This is a genomic window from Chryseobacterium foetidum, from assembly GCF_025457425.1.
Taxonomy (GTDB): domain Bacteria; phylum Bacteroidota; class Bacteroidia; order Flavobacteriales; family Weeksellaceae; genus Chryseobacterium; species Chryseobacterium foetidum.
Genome location: NZ_JAMXIA010000001.1, coordinates 556,022 through 572,423 on the forward strand (window position 1 = coordinate 556,022; position 16,402 = coordinate 572,423).

The 16,402-nt window shown below is 35.1% G+C and carries 14 protein-coding genes; 3 read left to right on the forward strand and 11 right to left on the reverse strand.

What is annotated here, in order from left to right; all coding sequences use genetic code 11:
- Positions 1–14 precede the first annotated feature (14 nt).
- From NG809_RS02620 to atpD, 3 genes are all read right to left on the reverse strand, one after another.
- The gene (locus NG809_RS02620; RefSeq protein ID WP_262147823.1) at positions 15–845 is read right to left on the reverse strand and encodes a hypothetical protein; all 831 of its coding nucleotides are present in this window, start codon (positions 843–845) and stop codon (positions 15–17) included.
- 85 nt (positions 846–930) lie between these two features.
- Entirely contained in the window at positions 931–1,212 is a 282-nt protein-coding gene (locus NG809_RS02625) for a FoF1 ATP synthase subunit delta/epsilon (protein WP_076450868.1), read from the reverse strand.
- An 81-nt stretch (positions 1,213–1,293) separates the two neighbouring features.
- Positions 1,294–2,802, reverse strand: coding sequence for a F0F1 ATP synthase subunit beta (gene atpD, locus NG809_RS02630; protein WP_262147827.1), 1,509 nt, complete (start codon positions 2,800–2,802; stop codon positions 1,294–1,296).
- Between the two features lie 206 nt (positions 2,803–3,008).
- On the opposite strand from atpD, the gene NG809_RS02635 reads away from it, so the two are divergent.
- Positions 3,009–3,929, forward strand: a complete 921-nt coding sequence (locus NG809_RS02635) for a bifunctional riboflavin kinase/FAD synthetase (RefSeq protein WP_262147829.1) — start codon at positions 3,009–3,011, stop codon at positions 3,927–3,929.
- 39 nt (positions 3,930–3,968) lie between these two features.
- On the opposite strand, the gene NG809_RS02640 is transcribed toward NG809_RS02635, so the two are convergent.
- Both NG809_RS02640 and NG809_RS02645 read right to left on the reverse strand, forming a co-directional pair.
- On the reverse strand, positions 3,969–7,718 hold the full coding sequence (locus NG809_RS02640) for a transglutaminase domain-containing protein (RefSeq protein WP_262147831.1): 3,750 nt from the start codon (positions 7,716–7,718) through the stop codon (positions 3,969–3,971).
- A gap of 14 nt (positions 7,719–7,732) precedes the next feature.
- Positions 7,733–8,086, reverse strand: coding sequence for an MmcQ/YjbR family DNA-binding protein (locus NG809_RS02645; RefSeq protein ID WP_262152547.1), 354 nt, complete (start codon positions 8,084–8,086; stop codon positions 7,733–7,735).
- Positions 8,087–8,244: 158 nt separating this feature from the next.
- Here NG809_RS02645 and NG809_RS02650 point away from each other — a divergent pair, with 158 nt between their 5' ends.
- A complete protein-coding gene (locus NG809_RS02650) occupies positions 8,245–8,751 on the forward strand; it encodes a DUF4920 domain-containing protein (protein ID WP_262147833.1) in 507 nt (168 codons plus the stop codon).
- 54 nt (positions 8,752–8,805) lie between these two features.
- On the opposite strand, the gene NG809_RS02655 is transcribed toward NG809_RS02650, so the two are convergent.
- Complete coding sequence (locus NG809_RS02655; RefSeq protein WP_262152548.1) at positions 8,806–9,912, reverse strand: M14 family zinc carboxypeptidase; 1,107 nt, start codon at positions 9,910–9,912, stop codon at positions 8,806–8,808.
- Between the two features lie 852 nt (positions 9,913–10,764).
- On the opposite strand from NG809_RS02655, the gene NG809_RS02660 reads away from it, so the two are divergent.
- Positions 10,765–11,295: a helix-turn-helix domain-containing protein gene (locus NG809_RS02660; RefSeq protein WP_262147835.1), complete on the forward strand. Its 531-nt coding sequence runs from the start codon at positions 10,765–10,767 to the stop codon at positions 11,293–11,295.
- A gap of 79 nt (positions 11,296–11,374) precedes the next feature.
- On the opposite strand, the gene NG809_RS02665 is transcribed toward NG809_RS02660, so the two are convergent.
- The 5 genes from NG809_RS02665 to NG809_RS02685 all read right to left on the reverse strand — a co-directional run bounded on the left by NG809_RS02665 (position 11,375) and on the right by NG809_RS02685 (position 16,402).
- On the reverse strand, positions 11,375–12,541 hold the full coding sequence (locus tag NG809_RS02665) for a proline dehydrogenase family protein (protein WP_262147837.1): 1,167 nt from the start codon (positions 12,539–12,541) through the stop codon (positions 11,375–11,377).
- 63 nt (positions 12,542–12,604) lie between these two features.
- The gene (locus tag NG809_RS02670; RefSeq protein WP_262147838.1) at positions 12,605–13,534 is read right to left on the reverse strand and encodes a UbiA family prenyltransferase; all 930 of its coding nucleotides are present in this window, start codon (positions 13,532–13,534) and stop codon (positions 12,605–12,607) included.
- A 13-nt stretch (positions 13,535–13,547) separates the two neighbouring features.
- Positions 13,548–14,474 (reverse strand): mevalonate kinase family protein, encoded by a 927-nt coding sequence (locus tag NG809_RS02675; protein ID WP_262147839.1) that lies wholly within the window; start codon positions 14,472–14,474, stop codon positions 13,548–13,550.
- Between the two features lie 73 nt (positions 14,475–14,547).
- Positions 14,548–16,026, reverse strand: coding sequence for an MFS transporter (locus NG809_RS02680; protein ID WP_262147841.1), 1,479 nt, complete (start codon positions 16,024–16,026; stop codon positions 14,548–14,550).
- 184 nt (positions 16,027–16,210) lie between these two features.
- On the reverse strand, positions 16,211–16,402 hold the full coding sequence (locus NG809_RS02685; protein WP_262147843.1) for a hypothetical protein: 192 nt from the start codon (positions 16,400–16,402) through the stop codon (positions 16,211–16,213).

Sequence of the window (16,402 nt, forward strand, 5' to 3'; positions counted from 1 at the left end):
AAATAAAGAATAATTTATTTTTTCTCTTTTTCAATTCCATCTTTTGTTACTTCACCAACAATAATTTTTTCCTGCGGTTTTATAAAATTGGGATCCATGATTGCCATTCTCTCGGCGATGGCTTTGTAAGTTGGAAATTTCAAAATTGATGCCCGACCCGACATTTCCCTGTATAAAGTGAATGTTTTTCCGCCGGCACTTTTGAGTTGTTTTGTCGTCGTGATGTACCTTCCGATGTACTTGCTTTTGGCATCGTAAATTTCGATATCTACAAATGTTTTATCTGAAATGGTCTCTTCAGAACCAAAACTCACGGGCAGATTGGTAAAGTAACCTACTGGTTTTCCGTTACTTAATATTTCTCCAACATTATTGACTGTAATATTTAATCTGTCAACTTTAGACTTGATGCTGTATGCATCTTTCGTACGGTTATCAAATTTACGCTTGGGGGAATTTGTAAAAATAGCGTCCAGATTTTTAATGTTGATGCCTCTGTTGTCAATTACTTTTAATTCTTTAATGCAGGTAAAAACCGCTGATTTTTCTTCACCTGAAAATGCAGAAGGCGAAATATAATCCATCTCCAGTGTTTTATCCTGATTGTAAATCCGGTTGAGTTTGATGTAACTGTCGCGCACAGAATCGGTTACACTTTTGTCGACAAATTCTATGGTGTACATAGGCGTCTCCTTGAGATCCATAAAAGTGTAGATTCCACTTTTGTAATTCACTTTGGCAACGTGCACGCCGTCTATCGTTACAATTCCTCTTTTAGTTTTAATTACCTGAGCATTAAAAACAGCGCTGCAGACCGAAAATAAAATTGCGAAAAATATTCTCATGAGCACAGATTATGATTTGGTTGAATAAAAAAAAGTGTAACAAAGTTACACTTTCCTTGAAAATATATTTAGCTTTTCAATTTAATTATTCGCAAAGGATGATTCCTTTGTTATGATTAAACTCTACAACACCGCTTTTGATCGGGAAAGAAAAAATAGAATCTTTATCATTTTCCTTGGTAAGGTTTTTTGCAAAAGCTTCGTCCACAGACTGTGTAAAAAGTTTCACTTTACCACCAACGAGTGAAGAAACGATTCCTGCGTGATTTTTCATAATATGAAATTCACCATTTTTCCCTGGAAGCAAAACTGAATTTACCTCTCCTTCAAAAACTACGTGTTCCGGTGTTAAAATTTTTATATTCATCTAAACAAATTTGAAATTTGATGTTTGAAATTTGAAATTGCTCATCGAATCTCAAATTTCAAATCTCAAATTGTTATTATTTTAAGCGTTGTCTGCCAACATTTTTTCTCCGGCTTCGATTGCCTCCTCGATAGTTCCTTTCAGGTTGAAAGCAGCTTCCGGTAAGTGATCTAATTCACCATCCATAATCATGTTGAATCCTTTGATGGTATCTTTGATGTCTACCAAAGATCCTGGGATACCTGTAAACTGTTCTGCAACGTGGAAAGGCTGAGAAAGGAATCTCTGAACTTTTCTTGCACGGTAAACTACAGATTTATCTTCTTCAGAAAGTTCTTCCATACCAAGAATTGCGATAATATCCTGAAGCGCTTTGTATCTCTGAAGAATTTCTTTTACTCGCTGAGCACAGTCATAATGTTCTGCACCAATGATTTCCGGAGCCAGGATTCTTGAAGTAGAAGCCAATGGATCTACCGCAGGGTAAATACCCAATGAAGCAATTTTTCTATCCAATACAGTTGTTGCATCCAGGTGAGCAAATGTTGTAGCAGGAGCAGGGTCAGTTAAGTCATCCGCAGGTACGTAAACCGCCTGTACTGAAGTAATTGAACCGTTTTTAGTTGAAGTAATTCTTTCCTGCATCGCACCCATTTCAGATGCCAAAGTTGGTTGGTAACCTACCGCAGAAGGCATACGACCCAAAAGTGCAGATACCTCAGAACCAGCCTGTGTAAAACGGAAGATGTTGTCAACGAAGAAAAGTACGTCTCTACCCTGTCCTGTTTCACCACCGTCTCTGTAATATTCAGCTAAAGTAAGACCGGAAAGTGCTACTCTCGCTCTTGCTCCTGGCGGCTCGTTCATCTGTCCGAAAACGAATGCAGCTTTAGATTCTTTCATAGCTTCCAGATCTACTTTAGAAAGATCCCATCCACCGTTTTCCATAGAATGCATGAAATCGTCACCGTATTTAATAATACCAGATTCAAGCATCTCTCTCAAAAGGTCATTTCCTTCTCTCGTTCTTTCACCTACACCGGCAAAAACAGAAAGACCACCGTGTCCTTTTGCAATATTGTTAATCAACTCCTGAATCAATACCGTTTTACCTACACCTGCACCACCGAACAATCCGATTTTACCTCCCTTTGCGTAAGGCTCAACCAAGTCGATTACTTTAATACCTGTGAATAAAACTTCTGCAGAAGTTGAAAGTTGATCAAATTTCGGAGCTGGTCTGTGAATAGGAAGACCACCTTCCTTAGAAATATTCTGAAGTCCGTCGATAGCATCACCCACAACGTTGAAAAGTCTTCCGTTCACAGCATCACCGATCGGCATTGTAATAGGATTACCGTATCCGATTACTTCCTGACCTCTCTGAAGACCGTCTGTAGCATCCATAGCGATACATCTTACCGTATCTTCGCCAATGTGCTGCTCAACTTCTAATACTACTTTTTCACCGTTTTGTTTTGTAATTTCCAGTGCATCATAAATGCTTGGTACTGCTTCTACGTTTGAAAACACAACGTCGATTACCGGACCAATAATTTGAGAAATTTTACCTTTTATTTGGTTTGCCATTGCTAAATTTTTTCTTGGTGCAAATATAATGATTCTTCATAAACACGCAATTGCTAAAAAAAAGATTTTTATCATACTTTTTTACTAATTTTCCAATATACCTGTCGGGCAATTTACCAATCATTTAGAAACCAAAAACATTGGTACATTATTACATTGGTACATTGTTACATTATCTTTATATTTGCAGTCAAATTTTTTTCAGATTGAAAGTTTTCAAAAATTTTAGCGATTATCAGTCTCAGAAGCCGTTGGCGTTGTCTTTGGGAATGTTTGACGGGGTACATTTGGGGCATAAAAGCATTATTGACGAGCTCACCAAAACAGGTTCTGAAAAAAATCTTGATACAGCAATTCTCACGTTCTGGCCTCATCCGAGGTTTGTTTTCAATCCAAATGAAGATCTTAAACTTCTCAACACACTTGAGGAGAAACAGATTCTGATGGAAAAATACGGTGTAAACAATCTTTTTCTAAAAGAATTTGATGAAGAATTCCGAAATCTTACCGGAGAAGAATTTGTAAGACAGATTTTAGTTGAAAAATTAAATGTAAAATATTTAATTGTTGGCTATGATCATGTATTCGGAAAAAACAAAAGCGGAAACTTTGAATTGTTGCAGAAACTTTCAAAAGAATTAGGTTTTGAGGTCGAACAAATGGAAGCGATTAACATTCATGAAAATAACATCAGCTCTACAAAAATTCGGAATGCTTTGCTTAATGGTAGTATAAAAGATGCCAATGAAATGCTCGGTTATTCCTACTCTGTTTCCGGAACTGTGGTTCACGGGAAAAAACTGGGAAGAACAATCGGTTATCCAACTGCCAATATTGAAACAGAAACTCTGAAACTTTTACCTAAGAAAGGAGCTTACATCGTCGAAGTTTTGGTGAAGGGTCAACAGTACAAAGGAATGCTCAGCGTAGGTACCAACCCTACCGTTAATGGAGAAAAATTAACTGTGGAAGTGTATATTCTTGATTTTGAAGGGGATATTTATGAAGAAAAAATCACTGTGAAATTCAGGGATTTTCTTCATGAGGAAATCAAATTTGAAGGGATTGAAAAGTTGGTTGAGAGGTTGGATGAGGATAAGAGGCTGACGGAGGATTTTGTGTTTTAAAAAAAATGCCTACATCTCTGTAAGCATTTTTCATTTGTCTTATTTATATCCTAATATTTGATTTTCTGCATTAATTGCATCTTCTACAAACTTTTTAAATTCAGGATACTGTTCTTTTTTAATATTGTCCCAAGGTGTAGTTGCGGTTCTGGAAATCTTTAACTTATTGTTTTTCTGCAACTCATAATTGATAGCATATCTGAAGTTTTGATAAGCTAAAGATTTATTTTCAGGAATTTCAATGAACTTCATGTTTTCGGGAATATTCACATATATTTCTTCATTGTACTCGTGTTGCTTCTCATATTTTGTGTATAGAATATCTGTGTTTCTGTTTTCGGTAGCTACAATATCTTTGGTGAAAGGTTTTGATACAAAAGGTATTTTCATAATTTTTAAACTTCCTACAGATTGTGGTTTGTCATTGATACTAAACTGTACCTCGTAAGCAAGCGGCTTCGCAGAAAGATCTTTTCCGTCAATTAATTTCACTGATTTTACACTGATCATTTTGTCCAAGACTGAACCGAGATCCTCTTCTACATTTTTCTTTCTGTAGTCGTCTGTCTGCTCATCCTGGAAAAAATTATTGTAAAAACTTTTAGTCTCACCCATTACATATTGCTTCGTCAAAAAGTTCTGTTCATCGCCGTTTACGTTTACTTCGCTCATTATTCTGAAAAGATTTTTAGTATTGTTTTCCATAGAAATTTCAATTAAATCTTTATTTTGAGCGCCTGATTTTTCAATATCAACAAGAAGAGCCTTCGCTTTGTAGTTTGACAGAACCGCCGCATTAAACGGTAAATATTTATCGGTCATCTCCAGATATGTATCCTTATCATCCAGCTTAACTTTCACAATGCAGTGATTGAAACTCAGGTTAGGCAAAAGTAATCTCTGTGGAGAATAATTGTTGGTCTGCACGAGCACCAGATTTGATTTTAAACCAGCCTTATTTCCCAGTATTACAAATAGTGTAGACAAATCTTTGCAGTCACCCAATTTAGTCACCAAAGTTTTTGATGGCTTCTGTGGAATCTGGCCACTTTGACGGAAATCTACTGAACTGTATGTTACATTTTTCTCTATATAATTATAAATTTTCTCAGCTTTTTCAGTTTCATTCATTTTCGAAATTCCGTTTGGGAAGATTTCGTTAAAAGCTCTATCAACAATTTTATCAGAAACTAGGCTTTTTTTGGCAACATCCGCATACCAATTCGAGATTTCCTGCCATGTTTTAATCGAATTTGCCGTGACTGAAATGGTTACATCATAAAACCCAGGGCTGAAATACTCATCCAAATCAACTTCAGCAAGATCGTTCAGCTTCCAGGTCTGAAATGCTTTATTGCCAATCTTCTTCTTAGTGGATGGTATCTCACGATTCATGCTTTTAAACTGATAATTCATGTTCTCGGGAGTAATTACAGTAAAAATTGATTCTGTAACCGGATATTCTGAGTTGAAATAAGAGCTTACATTAAAATCTTTATTAAATCTGCCATTATTCCTTTCAATATTTTCTTTCTGAATCAGAACAACGTCGCCTACTGCAAGACCGGTAAAAACAATCTGATCTCCCGACTTTTCCGCCGGAATGATGCTTCCGTTTGATTTTACGATTTCAGACTTGAGCAGTTTGTCATAATAATCGATGTAGTATTCTTTAATTTCTTCAATACCTTTCTCTGAAGTAATCTCGTAAGCATAAGTGCTTCTTTTTTTAATTCCGCCTTCAGGATATACATATACGATATACTCATCGAGCAGAGTTGTCACACCTTTCTTACCTTTTTTGCCCTTATTTCTGCGCTCAGCAACCAATTTATACAGATCCTTAATTGCCACCTGATCCATTGCATCCGGAGTATTATCCAGATCGCGTATCAACTGATGCATCTGGTCATTTTGTGTGTTATGGGAAAGGGAAAGTTTTGCAAATTTCACTGCTTCAGCTTTATTATTTTGCTTGGCAAGAATTTCTGCCTTTGCAGCAAGCAGGGAATAGGAATGAGGGAAATTCCCTAAAGCATTATCAATCTCCTTCATCAGTTCAGGATTCTGTGCATCTTCATCTATGAGACTGATGTACTGACGTCTTATTGAATTAAGTGAAGGGTAAAGCTCAATATATTTTTTGATAATTTTCTTCTGATCTTCAACTCTATTGGCTTTCTCGTAATACGAATACAGCGTGTTCATGATCTCCGGACTGTTTTTAATTGCAAGAGCATCCTCAAACTTTTTTATAGTCGGGCTCTGATCTTTTTTCTCCGAATCTTCAAGTGCCGTAAAAACTGTAAAAAGTTTTTCGTTATTGGCAAAACTCTTTTTAAGGTTTGCGATATGAATCTGTGCGGTTGCCATATCTCTGTTTCTCATCGCGATAAGCACATCAAAAAACTCCGCCATGTTTTTTGCTTTCGTTTTGGCAAGAATTCCTTTATATTTCTTAATATCTTCAATCGGTGTACTTTCATAAATATCCCGATCCATCATTTTAAGAAAAGGAATCAGAAAATACTCTGAATCATCAAGTTCAATATTTTTGAATATTTCTGAAACTTTTTCAGCATCGTTGATATTATCATAATACTTAGACATCAAACCTTGCACAAGTGAAGACTTTGGATATGATTTCGCAAAAACTTCAATCAACTCTTTTGCCTGTTCGTTCTGAAAATTGTTCAGATATCCTGAGGCAAGCAAATATTTATAAAAAAAACTTTTTGGGTTCTCTTTAATTTTATCTTTTAAAAAAGATTCAAAACGCAACGGTAATTCTTTAGGCTGTAATTGGATGAGAGTTGACTTCTGATAAGCCTGATAAACATCAAAGTACTTCAGATCTGAAATTTTCTGATACTGACTATCCATTGGAACTACCATGAAAGCATTTTTTGTATCCTTTGCATCAAATTTCAGCAGCAATCTGTTCATACCTTTTGGCATATTTACCTCTACGATGTGTGATCCCAAATTTGTATAGCCATCACTTGTGCTCGATAAAATTTCTGTGTCATTAAGAAACATTCTGAATTCTGTATTGGTGTCTACCTCCAAAAACATTCTTCTCTCAGCAGGATTTTCAATAAATGATTGTGAATAGACAATTCCTCTTCCATATTCCATTTCATTCATAAAAAATTCAAAGCCATCATTGGAAGGAAATCTTCTGTTGTACCATCCCACATTTCCGAAGCTGTCTGCATTAAAAAGCTTGTCATTTTTAGCATATTGCTCAGGTTCATATTCATTATAAAGTCCGCTGCCATTCAGGTTTTCAAAAACTCCTGCAAACTGCCATTTGTCTATGCGACCCATTCTTTTTATAGAGTGATCAGCTTCCTGAGATTTTTTTCTGATTCTGTCTAACGTGGATTTTACCTCAAGAACGGGTGTCATATCTCTATACACAGGAGCGTCTGCAAGAAGATCGATACGGGAATAGGAGTAATCATCAAATGAGCCGTCACTTTCACCAAAAACAAATTTGCGGTGTGTAATAGGGTAAAAATATTCCTGATCTGTATTCATAGAAATTAATTTTCTGACAAATGAATCATCAAAAACAATCTCTCCCATTTCTTCATCAATTAATGCATCAAGAAATAGATTTTCAAAATCTTTCAACTGATCTTTTTTTAGATTTTTGTCGTAAAAATTTCTGGCATCCAGTCTTTTATTCTCAAGAATCAGCTCCCATGTTTTAGTCTGCTCCTTTGTTTGCGCAAGTGCGTTTGCAGACAAGAAGAAAACTGCAGAAATAAATATTTTTCTCATATTTTACATTTTTTTTAGGCATTAATAATAGTATTTCGAATTTTACTGGTTAAAGTCTGAAACACCAAATCATACGAGTGATCAATCAATTTTAAAAGCAATTCTCTGTTTAAACCATCAATTGATACAGAATTCCAATGGGTTTTATTCATATGATAGGCTCCTGTGATTTGCGGATGTTGTTCGCGAAGTTCCTCACTCCACTCGGGATCGGTTTTTACTGAGATCTGAAGTGGCTGTTTTGCAAGAGACATCAGCAGAAACATTTTACCTCCTACCTTTAAAACCAAAGTTTCATTATCAAAAGGAAAGCTTTCACTTACTCCCTTTTTGGCTAAACAATATTCTAAAACTTCGTTGGCATCCATCTTTTTATTTTTGACGAATTTAATAAAAACCATTAAATGAGCATGTCTTAAATTATAATTATGATCCTCCGGATGAAAAATTATTAATAAAATGTATGATTTTAATCTCTTTTTTAATTGTATTCATAAATATTAGTATTTTTGTAAAAATTATTTTTATGAAAATTAAATCATTAATATTATTTCTGGCGGTAAGCGCATCTACTTTTGCCTTTGCACAGGAATCTCCGAAAGCTGGTCCACCAGCAGGAAACGCAATTGTGGGAGATACTTACGGATCAACTGTTGCAGCACAATCTGAATCTAAAGCAATAAACGTTGACAAGCTTGGAAAAAAGCTTAAAAAAGAAAAGAAAATTGAAAAAGTTGCTGTAAAAGGAACTGTAACTGATGTTTGCCAAAAAAAAGGATGTTGGTTAACAATTAAAACTGAAGACAATTCTGAATTTTTTGTTAAAATGAAAGATTACGCATTCTTCGTTCCAACCGCTTTGAAAGGTAAAAACGTAGTGATGGACGGAACTGCAGAGGTAAAAACAATCTCAGTAGACGAGCAGAAACACTATGCTACGGACGCTAAAAAATCTCAGTCTGAAATCGACGCGATTACAAAGCCGAAAGAAGAAATCAGATTTGTCGCTACAGGAATTAAAGTAGTGAACTAATATTAAAAAAAGACAATAAATTAAGGCGGAACTTTTGGTTTCGCCTTATTTTTTTTATTCAATTTTGAAGCTTACGACTTCGTCTAATTTTGGATATTTGGTTTCTGAAATAAATTTCTTTCCTGTACAGTCGAACTCTTTCCAACCTTTTCTCTTTTTCACATCGCCAACTGCTGCGACATACGGAACAAAAGTGATTTCATCAGTTCCTTCCTCATACATTTCCTTATACTGAACGGCGATATCCAAAATACATTCGTGGTCTGTATTCAGCTTTACGTTTCTGTAAATAAGATCGTAATGCGATTCTATGTTCTCAGGAATATTAAAATACTTTTCCCAGCCTAACGTCTCTCCTTTTAACTTTGCGATCGAATTTAAGGCATAATACAGAGCTACTGTATAGTATTTTCTTGTTTCCTTCCTCAGATAATCATCCTGAAAATGTCCGCCTTCGAAAAGTATTGTGGGCAAGCCTGTTTTAATAAAATTATCTCCGGTTGAAGTGGGATAAAACTCATCAGAATACCGCCCGACATGATTCGGAATAAGCTGTTGCAACGCATCGTTGACTTCCGAGATGACCGCCATACATTTCTTTCTGTTTTCAGTTATCTTCCTTTCTGCGTCTTCGGATGGCGCCAGAAACGAAAGCGTTGCGGGGTGGATGGCATCTGTTGTAAAAATTGTCCGCTGCTCATGAAGATTAAGCGCATAATCATAGCTTCTTTCAGCAATAACTTTTTTCAGATACTTCAGTTCAAAACTCTGATTCGCATGGAAATCTCTGTTCAGATCCAATTCCTGAGCGTTTAACCGTGTCCATCTCTGCGATCCGTCCGGATTAAGCATGAAAATAAAATCGAGTTTTATCTGACTCAACAGCGTATTCTTTATTTCACTTTTATTTTCCAGACTAAAAAGCAAATCCAACATCGCATGCGTCGCATTCGACTCGTTTCCGTGCATCTGCGACCATGCAATAATATTCACAGAACCATTTCCTATACTCAGGCAGTAAATAGGTTGGTCAAGATATGATCTGCCGATCTCAGTAATTAAATCGCTGTAGTTGTTCTGTAGGTGAAAAAATAATTTTTCAGGAGCAATATAGCGGTTTGGAAAGTCAGGATTAGGTTTGTAAAACTCTTCAAAATTCATTGTGAAATAATTTACATTGGTCAAAAATACTACAATTTCAGAAAAATAAAAAATTAACATTTGTAACTTGGTTAAACGATGTAAATTGACAGTTTGTCTGTGGATAAAAATGTTAATTAATAATAATTTAAATAAAATTATATATAATACTTATTATCAAATATTTAAGATATTTATTTAAAGCTTTAATATAGTTTTACTTTAAGTGAATAAAGAGGGTAAATTGATGATTTGAGCGTAAAAAAGCTAAACGTGCTGAATGTGGATTAGATCGTTTAACATCACGTTGTTACAAAAGTAAATTAGTGAATATTTGTTTATAAGTTTGAAATTTTGTGTGCGGAAAAAGCTTTAATTAATACCTGTAAATGCGCAGATGAAATTTTACTGATCCATAACATCTCTTAAACTTAATAAAAAGTTAAAACTACTTATCAAAGCCTGTTTACAGAGTATAAATTGTCTTAATCGTTCCATTTATACTTTATAATCAGTTTTAAAAGCGGTTTTATCCCGTCTCCTACTCTACAAGATATAGATCTGCCAAAAAATCAATGACAGAAGCCATTTACAGGAATTTCATCGCCATACTTGCGATTTGAAATGAGTTTGAATTTTATATAGAAATAGTTATCTCACGCATTACTTTAACCAAAATTTAACCGTGAATTTCTGTGGAATAAAACTGGAATTTATCAAGGTAAATTATTTTGATAATTATAATTTATTGATTTGTAGCGTATTAACAAGTTTACATTTGTATTTGATTTAGACTTTAAACCGTTTACATTTGTGTTTGCATGTTGTAAACTAATTATTTACATTTGTAATCAGTAATTTTATACTTTTTGTATGAGTTTAAACGAAAGAATTTCGCAGGTTATAGAGTATTCCGGTTTTACACCTTCAGAATTTGCTGATGAAGTTGACGTGCAGCGCTCATCAATTTCTCACGTGACTTCAGGAAGAAATAAACCGTCTCTGGAATTTATCATTAAAATAAAATCCCGTTTTCCGGAGATTTTATGGGATTGGTTAGTTAACGGTGATGGCGAAATGCTGAAATCTGAACTTCCGGCTGAAGAAGAAATTGTAGAAGAGAAATCAAAGCCAACTTCTCTCCCCGATCTTTTCACTCTTATAAATGAGGAAGAAGAAATAATTGAAGAGGATCCAAAACCAGAAAAATCTGTCGTAGCAGAAGCTCCGTCAGAATCTTTTAAAACTTACGAGAGTAAAGCCAATAGCGAAATATTCGATTCTCAGCGATTAGAAAGATCAAATGAGCAAATTGTAAATCAAGTTATTGAAAATCAAACAAATAAGATAAAACGCATTGTTTTGTTTTACGAAAACGGAAAATTTGAAAGTTTTGAGCCTTAAAATAAAATTTGCTCAAAATTTTTAGAAACGAAAAAAGCTCAGTCTTTACGACCGAGCTTTTGATATTTTTTTGAAAAAATTATTTATTTCTTCTATCGAGTTCCTTTTTAATTAATCCCAGTTCCCTTCCGGTTTGTCCGGCAACTGAAGTGTTTTCTCTGGCCCTTCTCGTAAGATACGGAACAACATCTTTTACAGGTCCGTAAGGCAAATATTTAGCAACATTATAACCCTTATCAGACAGGAAAAAACTAATGTTATCGCTCATTCCGTAAAGTTGCCCAAAATACACGTTTGGATGGTTATTTTCAATTCCTTTCGCCTTCATTTTATCCATCACCAACTCGGAAGAAACTTCATTATGAGTTCCGAAAAATGCTGCAACTTTATCTAAATTCTGCATTACAAAATCAATCCCTGCATTGTAATTTTTATCTGATGCATCTTTCGTTGGCTGAATCGGATCCGGATATCCTTTTTCGGCTGCTCTTGCTCTCTCTTTCTCCATGTAAGCTCCACGAACAATCTTGTAACCAATGAAATAATTACGCTCTTTTGCACGCTGAAGATTCTCTTCCATATATTCAAGACGACCAGTTCTGTACATTTGGATGGTGTTCCAGACAATTGGTTTTTCCTGATTGTATTTCTCCATCATCTCTTCGCAAAGCTGATCTGCCGCATCCTGCATCCACGTTTCTTCGGCATCTACCATTACTTTTTTGCTGTGTTCATGGCAAAGTTTGCACACTTCATCAAATCTTTTTACTACTCTCGCCCATTCTTCTTTCTGGCTTGAAGTCAGTTCAGAACCGTTTCCGATAGCTTCATACAGATCAATTCTTCCAAATGCAGTTGGTTTAAAAACGATAAAAGGAATGGCTGGATTTCCTACAGAAAATTTAATAATATCTTTAATCTCCTGACATACAGCATCGAAAGTTGCTTCATCTTCCTTGCCTTCAATAGAATAATCGAAAATACTCCCAACGCCTCTTTTAAAAAGCTGCTTTACCGCTTTCATGCTTTCTTCACGCGTTTCGCCACCGCAAAACTGCTCGAAAAGTGTTCTTTTAACAACACTTTTTACGAAAGGAAAATTATTGTGAACAGTGAAATTCAGAACGGAAGTTCCAAGGCTTGTAAGGGCAGGCTGCTCAATCATTTTGAACATCCAGTACGCTTTTCTTAACTGCGCATCGCTTTTATCGGCAAATGCAACTTTAGTGTCGTTAAAAATGGACATTATTTAAGTTAGATTAGATTTTTGCAAATGTAAACAAATCATTAATGCTGGTAAAACTATATTTTAGATTTTACCATAAATTCCATTCAGCAACATTGAAATAATGCCGATAAACACCCAAAACCTAAGAATATTCAGAGTAATGAATTTGTTTCTTCTTGTAGAATTGATGAGTAAAAAGATACAGGTAATAAAAACAAACAGACCCACAGCAAAATAATAAGCCATAAAGCCTGTTAGTCCACTTTTATCAACGATTTTCGCCGAAACGAGCATTGTTATAATGATAAGTGAAATAATAATTGCAGACGTTATTTTTTTTGAAAAGAAGTTCGGAATTGTGATGTAACCGAAAACTTCATCCACTTTCCTCGTCAGTGTATCTTTTACAATATCAATAATGAGTAAAATTAAAAACAGGAAAACGGCCATCAGTAAAACTTTTTTCGAAAATGTCTGGTAATAAACCATCATTCCGAAGAAAGGATAGAGCGTCAATGCTACAAAAGCAAGATTGTTAACAACCAAGATCCTGCTCATTTTATGGCTGTAATACCACATGACAAACTGATAAAATATGAAGAAGAGCAGAACTCTGTAAGAGATAAAAGCTGCGATTCCTAAGGAAATAATAGAAAGAAAAAGATAAATATAAAGGAAATATTTTTGCTTCAAAAAGCTCTGAATCCTGCTTCTGAAAGGCTTTACGACATGGTCTTTTTCAACATCGTAAAACTGATTGATGATTCCACCAGCCAAAATAGTGAGAACGGTACAGAAAATAATCCCGTGAACTTTAAAATCGAATACAAAACTGCTGAAATTTTCGTCCTGATTAAAAAGGAAAAATGTAGAAACGTAAAGTGCAAAAGTGAGCAGAATGGCGACAAAAAAACGCGCTCCCAATAAAAATCCCACAAACTGCGAAAGTCTGTAAAACAAAGATTTTACCGGAGGATTTAATGGTATGGGATTACTTTTTTCAGAACTCATTCCTGAAAAAATTTTAGAATCTGTAAATCACTTCTTTATCGAAGCCATCAAGCATTTTTTCTGCTTTTTCGTAGTCTTTTGTGAAGCCTAAAATGTAACCTCCACCTCCGCTTCCGCAAAGTTTAAGGTAGTAGGCATTAGAATCAAGACCTTTTTTCCAGATGTTAAAGATACTTTCAGGAATCATCGGACGGAAATGTTCATAAGCCCAGTGAGAAAGTTTTTTAAGGTTTCTGAAGAAAGGATTCATATCTTTTTTAAGGAAAGAATCGATGCAGGCGTTGTTATAACGGATAAATTCTTCTTTCAACGTTTTACGGAAACCTTCAGTCTTCATTTTTTCGAAGAAAATCTGAATCATCGGTCCGGTTTCGCCAGTAATTCCTGAATCAATCAGGAAAATTGCGCCTTTTCCTTCTTCTCCTTTTGGAATGGCAACTTTGCCTAAATTTTCTTTATTTTCGATGAGAATCGGAAGGTTCATGTAGCAGATTAAAGGATCCATGCCAGAACTTTTTCCGTGGAAATAGCTTTCCATTTCGCCAAAAACGGCTTTGATATTTTTTAAATCTTCTTTGGAAATGCTGTCAGGATTGTGTTTTGTAAAGCAGTATTTTTCGAAAATTGCAGCTACCAAAGCACCTGAACTTCCTACTCCGTAGCCTTGAGGAATATTTGAATCAAAAAAAAGTCCGTTTGATATATCTTCCTTAAAGCGGCTGATATCCAATCTGAACTGCTCCGGAAGAGCTAAATTCTGCAGATAATCTGCGTATTTCTGTAAATGAAAATTTGATTTTTTCTCAAATTCTGAATCTGAATCAGAAAACTTCAAAGTACCTTTATAAAAGCTGTATGGAACTACAAGACCCTGTGAGTCTTCTATCATTCCGTACTCTCCGAAAAGGATAATTTTAGCGTAAAATAAAGGGTTCGTCATTCTGTGTTAAAATCTTTATGCAAAGTTACTACAATTCTGCTGAATATTAACAAATTTTAAGCCATTTCAGAACTTATATCTTGGTTTTTAAGAATCTGATCAGAATCGCTCCCGTTGCAAAAAACGCAGACATCGAAATAAATGCGTACTGCATGTTGTGAAACTTCTGGATAAACACACTGAAGATAAGCATTCCACAAATGATCGCTAACTTTTCCAATACATCGTAGAAGCTGAAATACGTTGTGTTTTCCATTGAATTTTCAGGTAAAAGTTTTGAATAGGTTGACCTAGACATTGCCTGTAGACCACCCATCACCAAACCTATTAAACCTGCCAAACCGTAAAACTGCAACTGCACATTTGGGTTTTCTTTGTTTAAAGAATATGCCGAAAGACAACATCCAATCCAAATGATAACAGCAATCGTGATGACGTTTTTATTTCCAATTTTTTTGGATAATCTTGAAAATAAAAATGCTCCGAAAATCGCAATAATCTGAATCACCAGAATTGTGATAATTAATTTATACTTGTCAACTTCCTTCGGAAAAATCACCGTACTTCCGAACGGAACTGCCATGAGGAAAATAGTCTGCATTCCTACGCTGTAAAAGAAGAAACTTGAAAGGAAAAACTTCAGTGCTCTGTCTTTAAAAAGCTTATTTCCCACACGGAATAATTCTCTGAAACTCTCTTTCGCAACATCTTTATAAAAGCTGATATTGTCTTTTAAAACTTCAAAAAATCCACCCTGTTCTTCATGTCTTTTGAAGATATTCTTATAATTTAAAAGCACCAAATCCTTTGGCAATTTCTCTTTCACATCGCCAAATTGTGGCAAATGTTTGAAAGTATATTGTGAAAAACCAAACCACCACGCACCTGTCAAAAGGAAACTCACTCTAATATAAATTTTAGCCTGCTCCGGACCTTTCGCAACCACCTGAATTAAAACCAGACAGATAATCAAAAGAACTACAGAGCCTATATAACCGTAAATATATCCTTTTGCAGAAAGTGAATCCTGCTTTTCGGGAGTGGCGATATCCGGCAAAAATGAATTATAGAATACCAAACTTCCCCAAAAACCGACACTCGCTGTGATGCTGAATAGTAATCCTAAAAAGACATTTTCCATCCCTGTAAACATCGCCAATCCCATACATGAAGTCGCTCCCAGATAGCAGAAAAACTGGAGGAAAGATTTTTTATTTCCAATGGTATCTGCCAGTGATGATAAAAATGGTGATAAAATCACGACTAAGAAGAATGAAATCGCATACGAAAAACTTAAAACCGCTTCGGGCTCATAACCTTCACCAAAAATTTTAAGCATGTGACGCACCGGAATTTCCTGCACTTCACCAGCTTCGGCTACAAACTCTTTTTTGTTGTAGGCTGTCGTTAAAATTGTATAGTAAATCGGGAAAATTGCGGAAGTAATGACCAGAGAATAAACAGAATTTGCCCAGTCGTAAACTGCCCACGCCTTCATGATTTTCGGGTTATTCTTTATATTTTGAGTCGGTTGAATTTCAGTTTCAGACATTTTCAAACTAATTAGTTGCACAAAAATAGAAAAACCGCTGAATATTCGGAGGTTTTTATTTTTATAAGATGGAATTTTATTGATTTGTTAAAATTACAGTAGGATTTAGAAATAAAAAAACCAAAAACAAGAATGCTTTTGGTTTTTAAAATTTATGTCTGAAAATTTATTTTTTAAAGAAATTCTAACTTTTTCTGCTAATCATTATTTGAACTATCAACACTATAATCCCAACAACCTGAACGATTGTACCGATTGTCAGACCTATATTTCCGTTGATAGGCCCCAAAGTGATGTGAGTGATTTTCAGCCACGCACCTACAACAGTAATTAAAAATCCGATCAGAAAAATAACAATTCCCAGTTTAAATTTCAT

Excerpts from the sequence above, each read along its gene's own strand:
- NG809_RS02620 (WP_262147823.1), bottom strand. The coding sequence starts at position 845 with ATGAGAATATTTTTCGCAATTTTATTTTCGGTCTGCAGCGCTGTTTTT.
- NG809_RS02625 (WP_076450868.1), bottom strand. The coding sequence starts at position 1,212 with ATGAATATAAAAATTTTAACACCGGAACACGTAGTTTTTGAAGGAGAG.
- atpD (WP_262147827.1), bottom strand. The coding sequence starts at position 2,802 with ATGGCAAACCAAATAAAAGGTAAAATTTCTCAAATTATTGGTCCGGTA.
- NG809_RS02640 (WP_262147831.1), bottom strand. The coding sequence starts at position 7,718 with ATGAGAAAAATATTTATTTCTGCAGTTTTCTTCTTGTCTGCAAACGCA.
- NG809_RS02645 (WP_262152547.1), bottom strand. The coding sequence starts at position 8,086 with ATGGATGCCAACGAAGTTTTAGAATATTGTTTAGCCAAAAAGGGAGTA.
- NG809_RS02650 (WP_262147833.1), top strand. The coding sequence starts at position 8,245 with ATGAAAATTAAATCATTAATATTATTTCTGGCGGTAAGCGCATCTACT.
- NG809_RS02655 (WP_262152548.1), bottom strand. The coding sequence starts at position 9,912 with ATGAATTTTGAAGAGTTTTACAAACCTAATCCTGACTTTCCAAACCGC.
- NG809_RS02660 (WP_262147835.1), top strand. The coding sequence starts at position 10,765 with ATGAGTTTAAACGAAAGAATTTCGCAGGTTATAGAGTATTCCGGTTTT.
- NG809_RS02665 (WP_262147837.1), bottom strand. The coding sequence starts at position 12,541 with ATGTCCATTTTTAACGACACTAAAGTTGCATTTGCCGATAAAAGCGAT.
- NG809_RS02670 (WP_262147838.1), bottom strand. The coding sequence starts at position 13,534 with ATGAGTTCTGAAAAAAGTAATCCCATACCATTAAATCCTCCGGTAAAA.
- NG809_RS02675 (WP_262147839.1), bottom strand. The coding sequence starts at position 14,474 with ATGACGAACCCTTTATTTTACGCTAAAATTATCCTTTTCGGAGAGTAC.
- NG809_RS02680 (WP_262147841.1), bottom strand. The coding sequence starts at position 16,026 with ATGTCTGAAACTGAAATTCAACCGACTCAAAATATAAAGAATAACCCG.
- NG809_RS02685 (WP_262147843.1), bottom strand. The coding sequence starts at position 16,402 with ATGAAATTTAAACTGGGAATTGTTATTTTTCTGATCGGATTTTTAATT.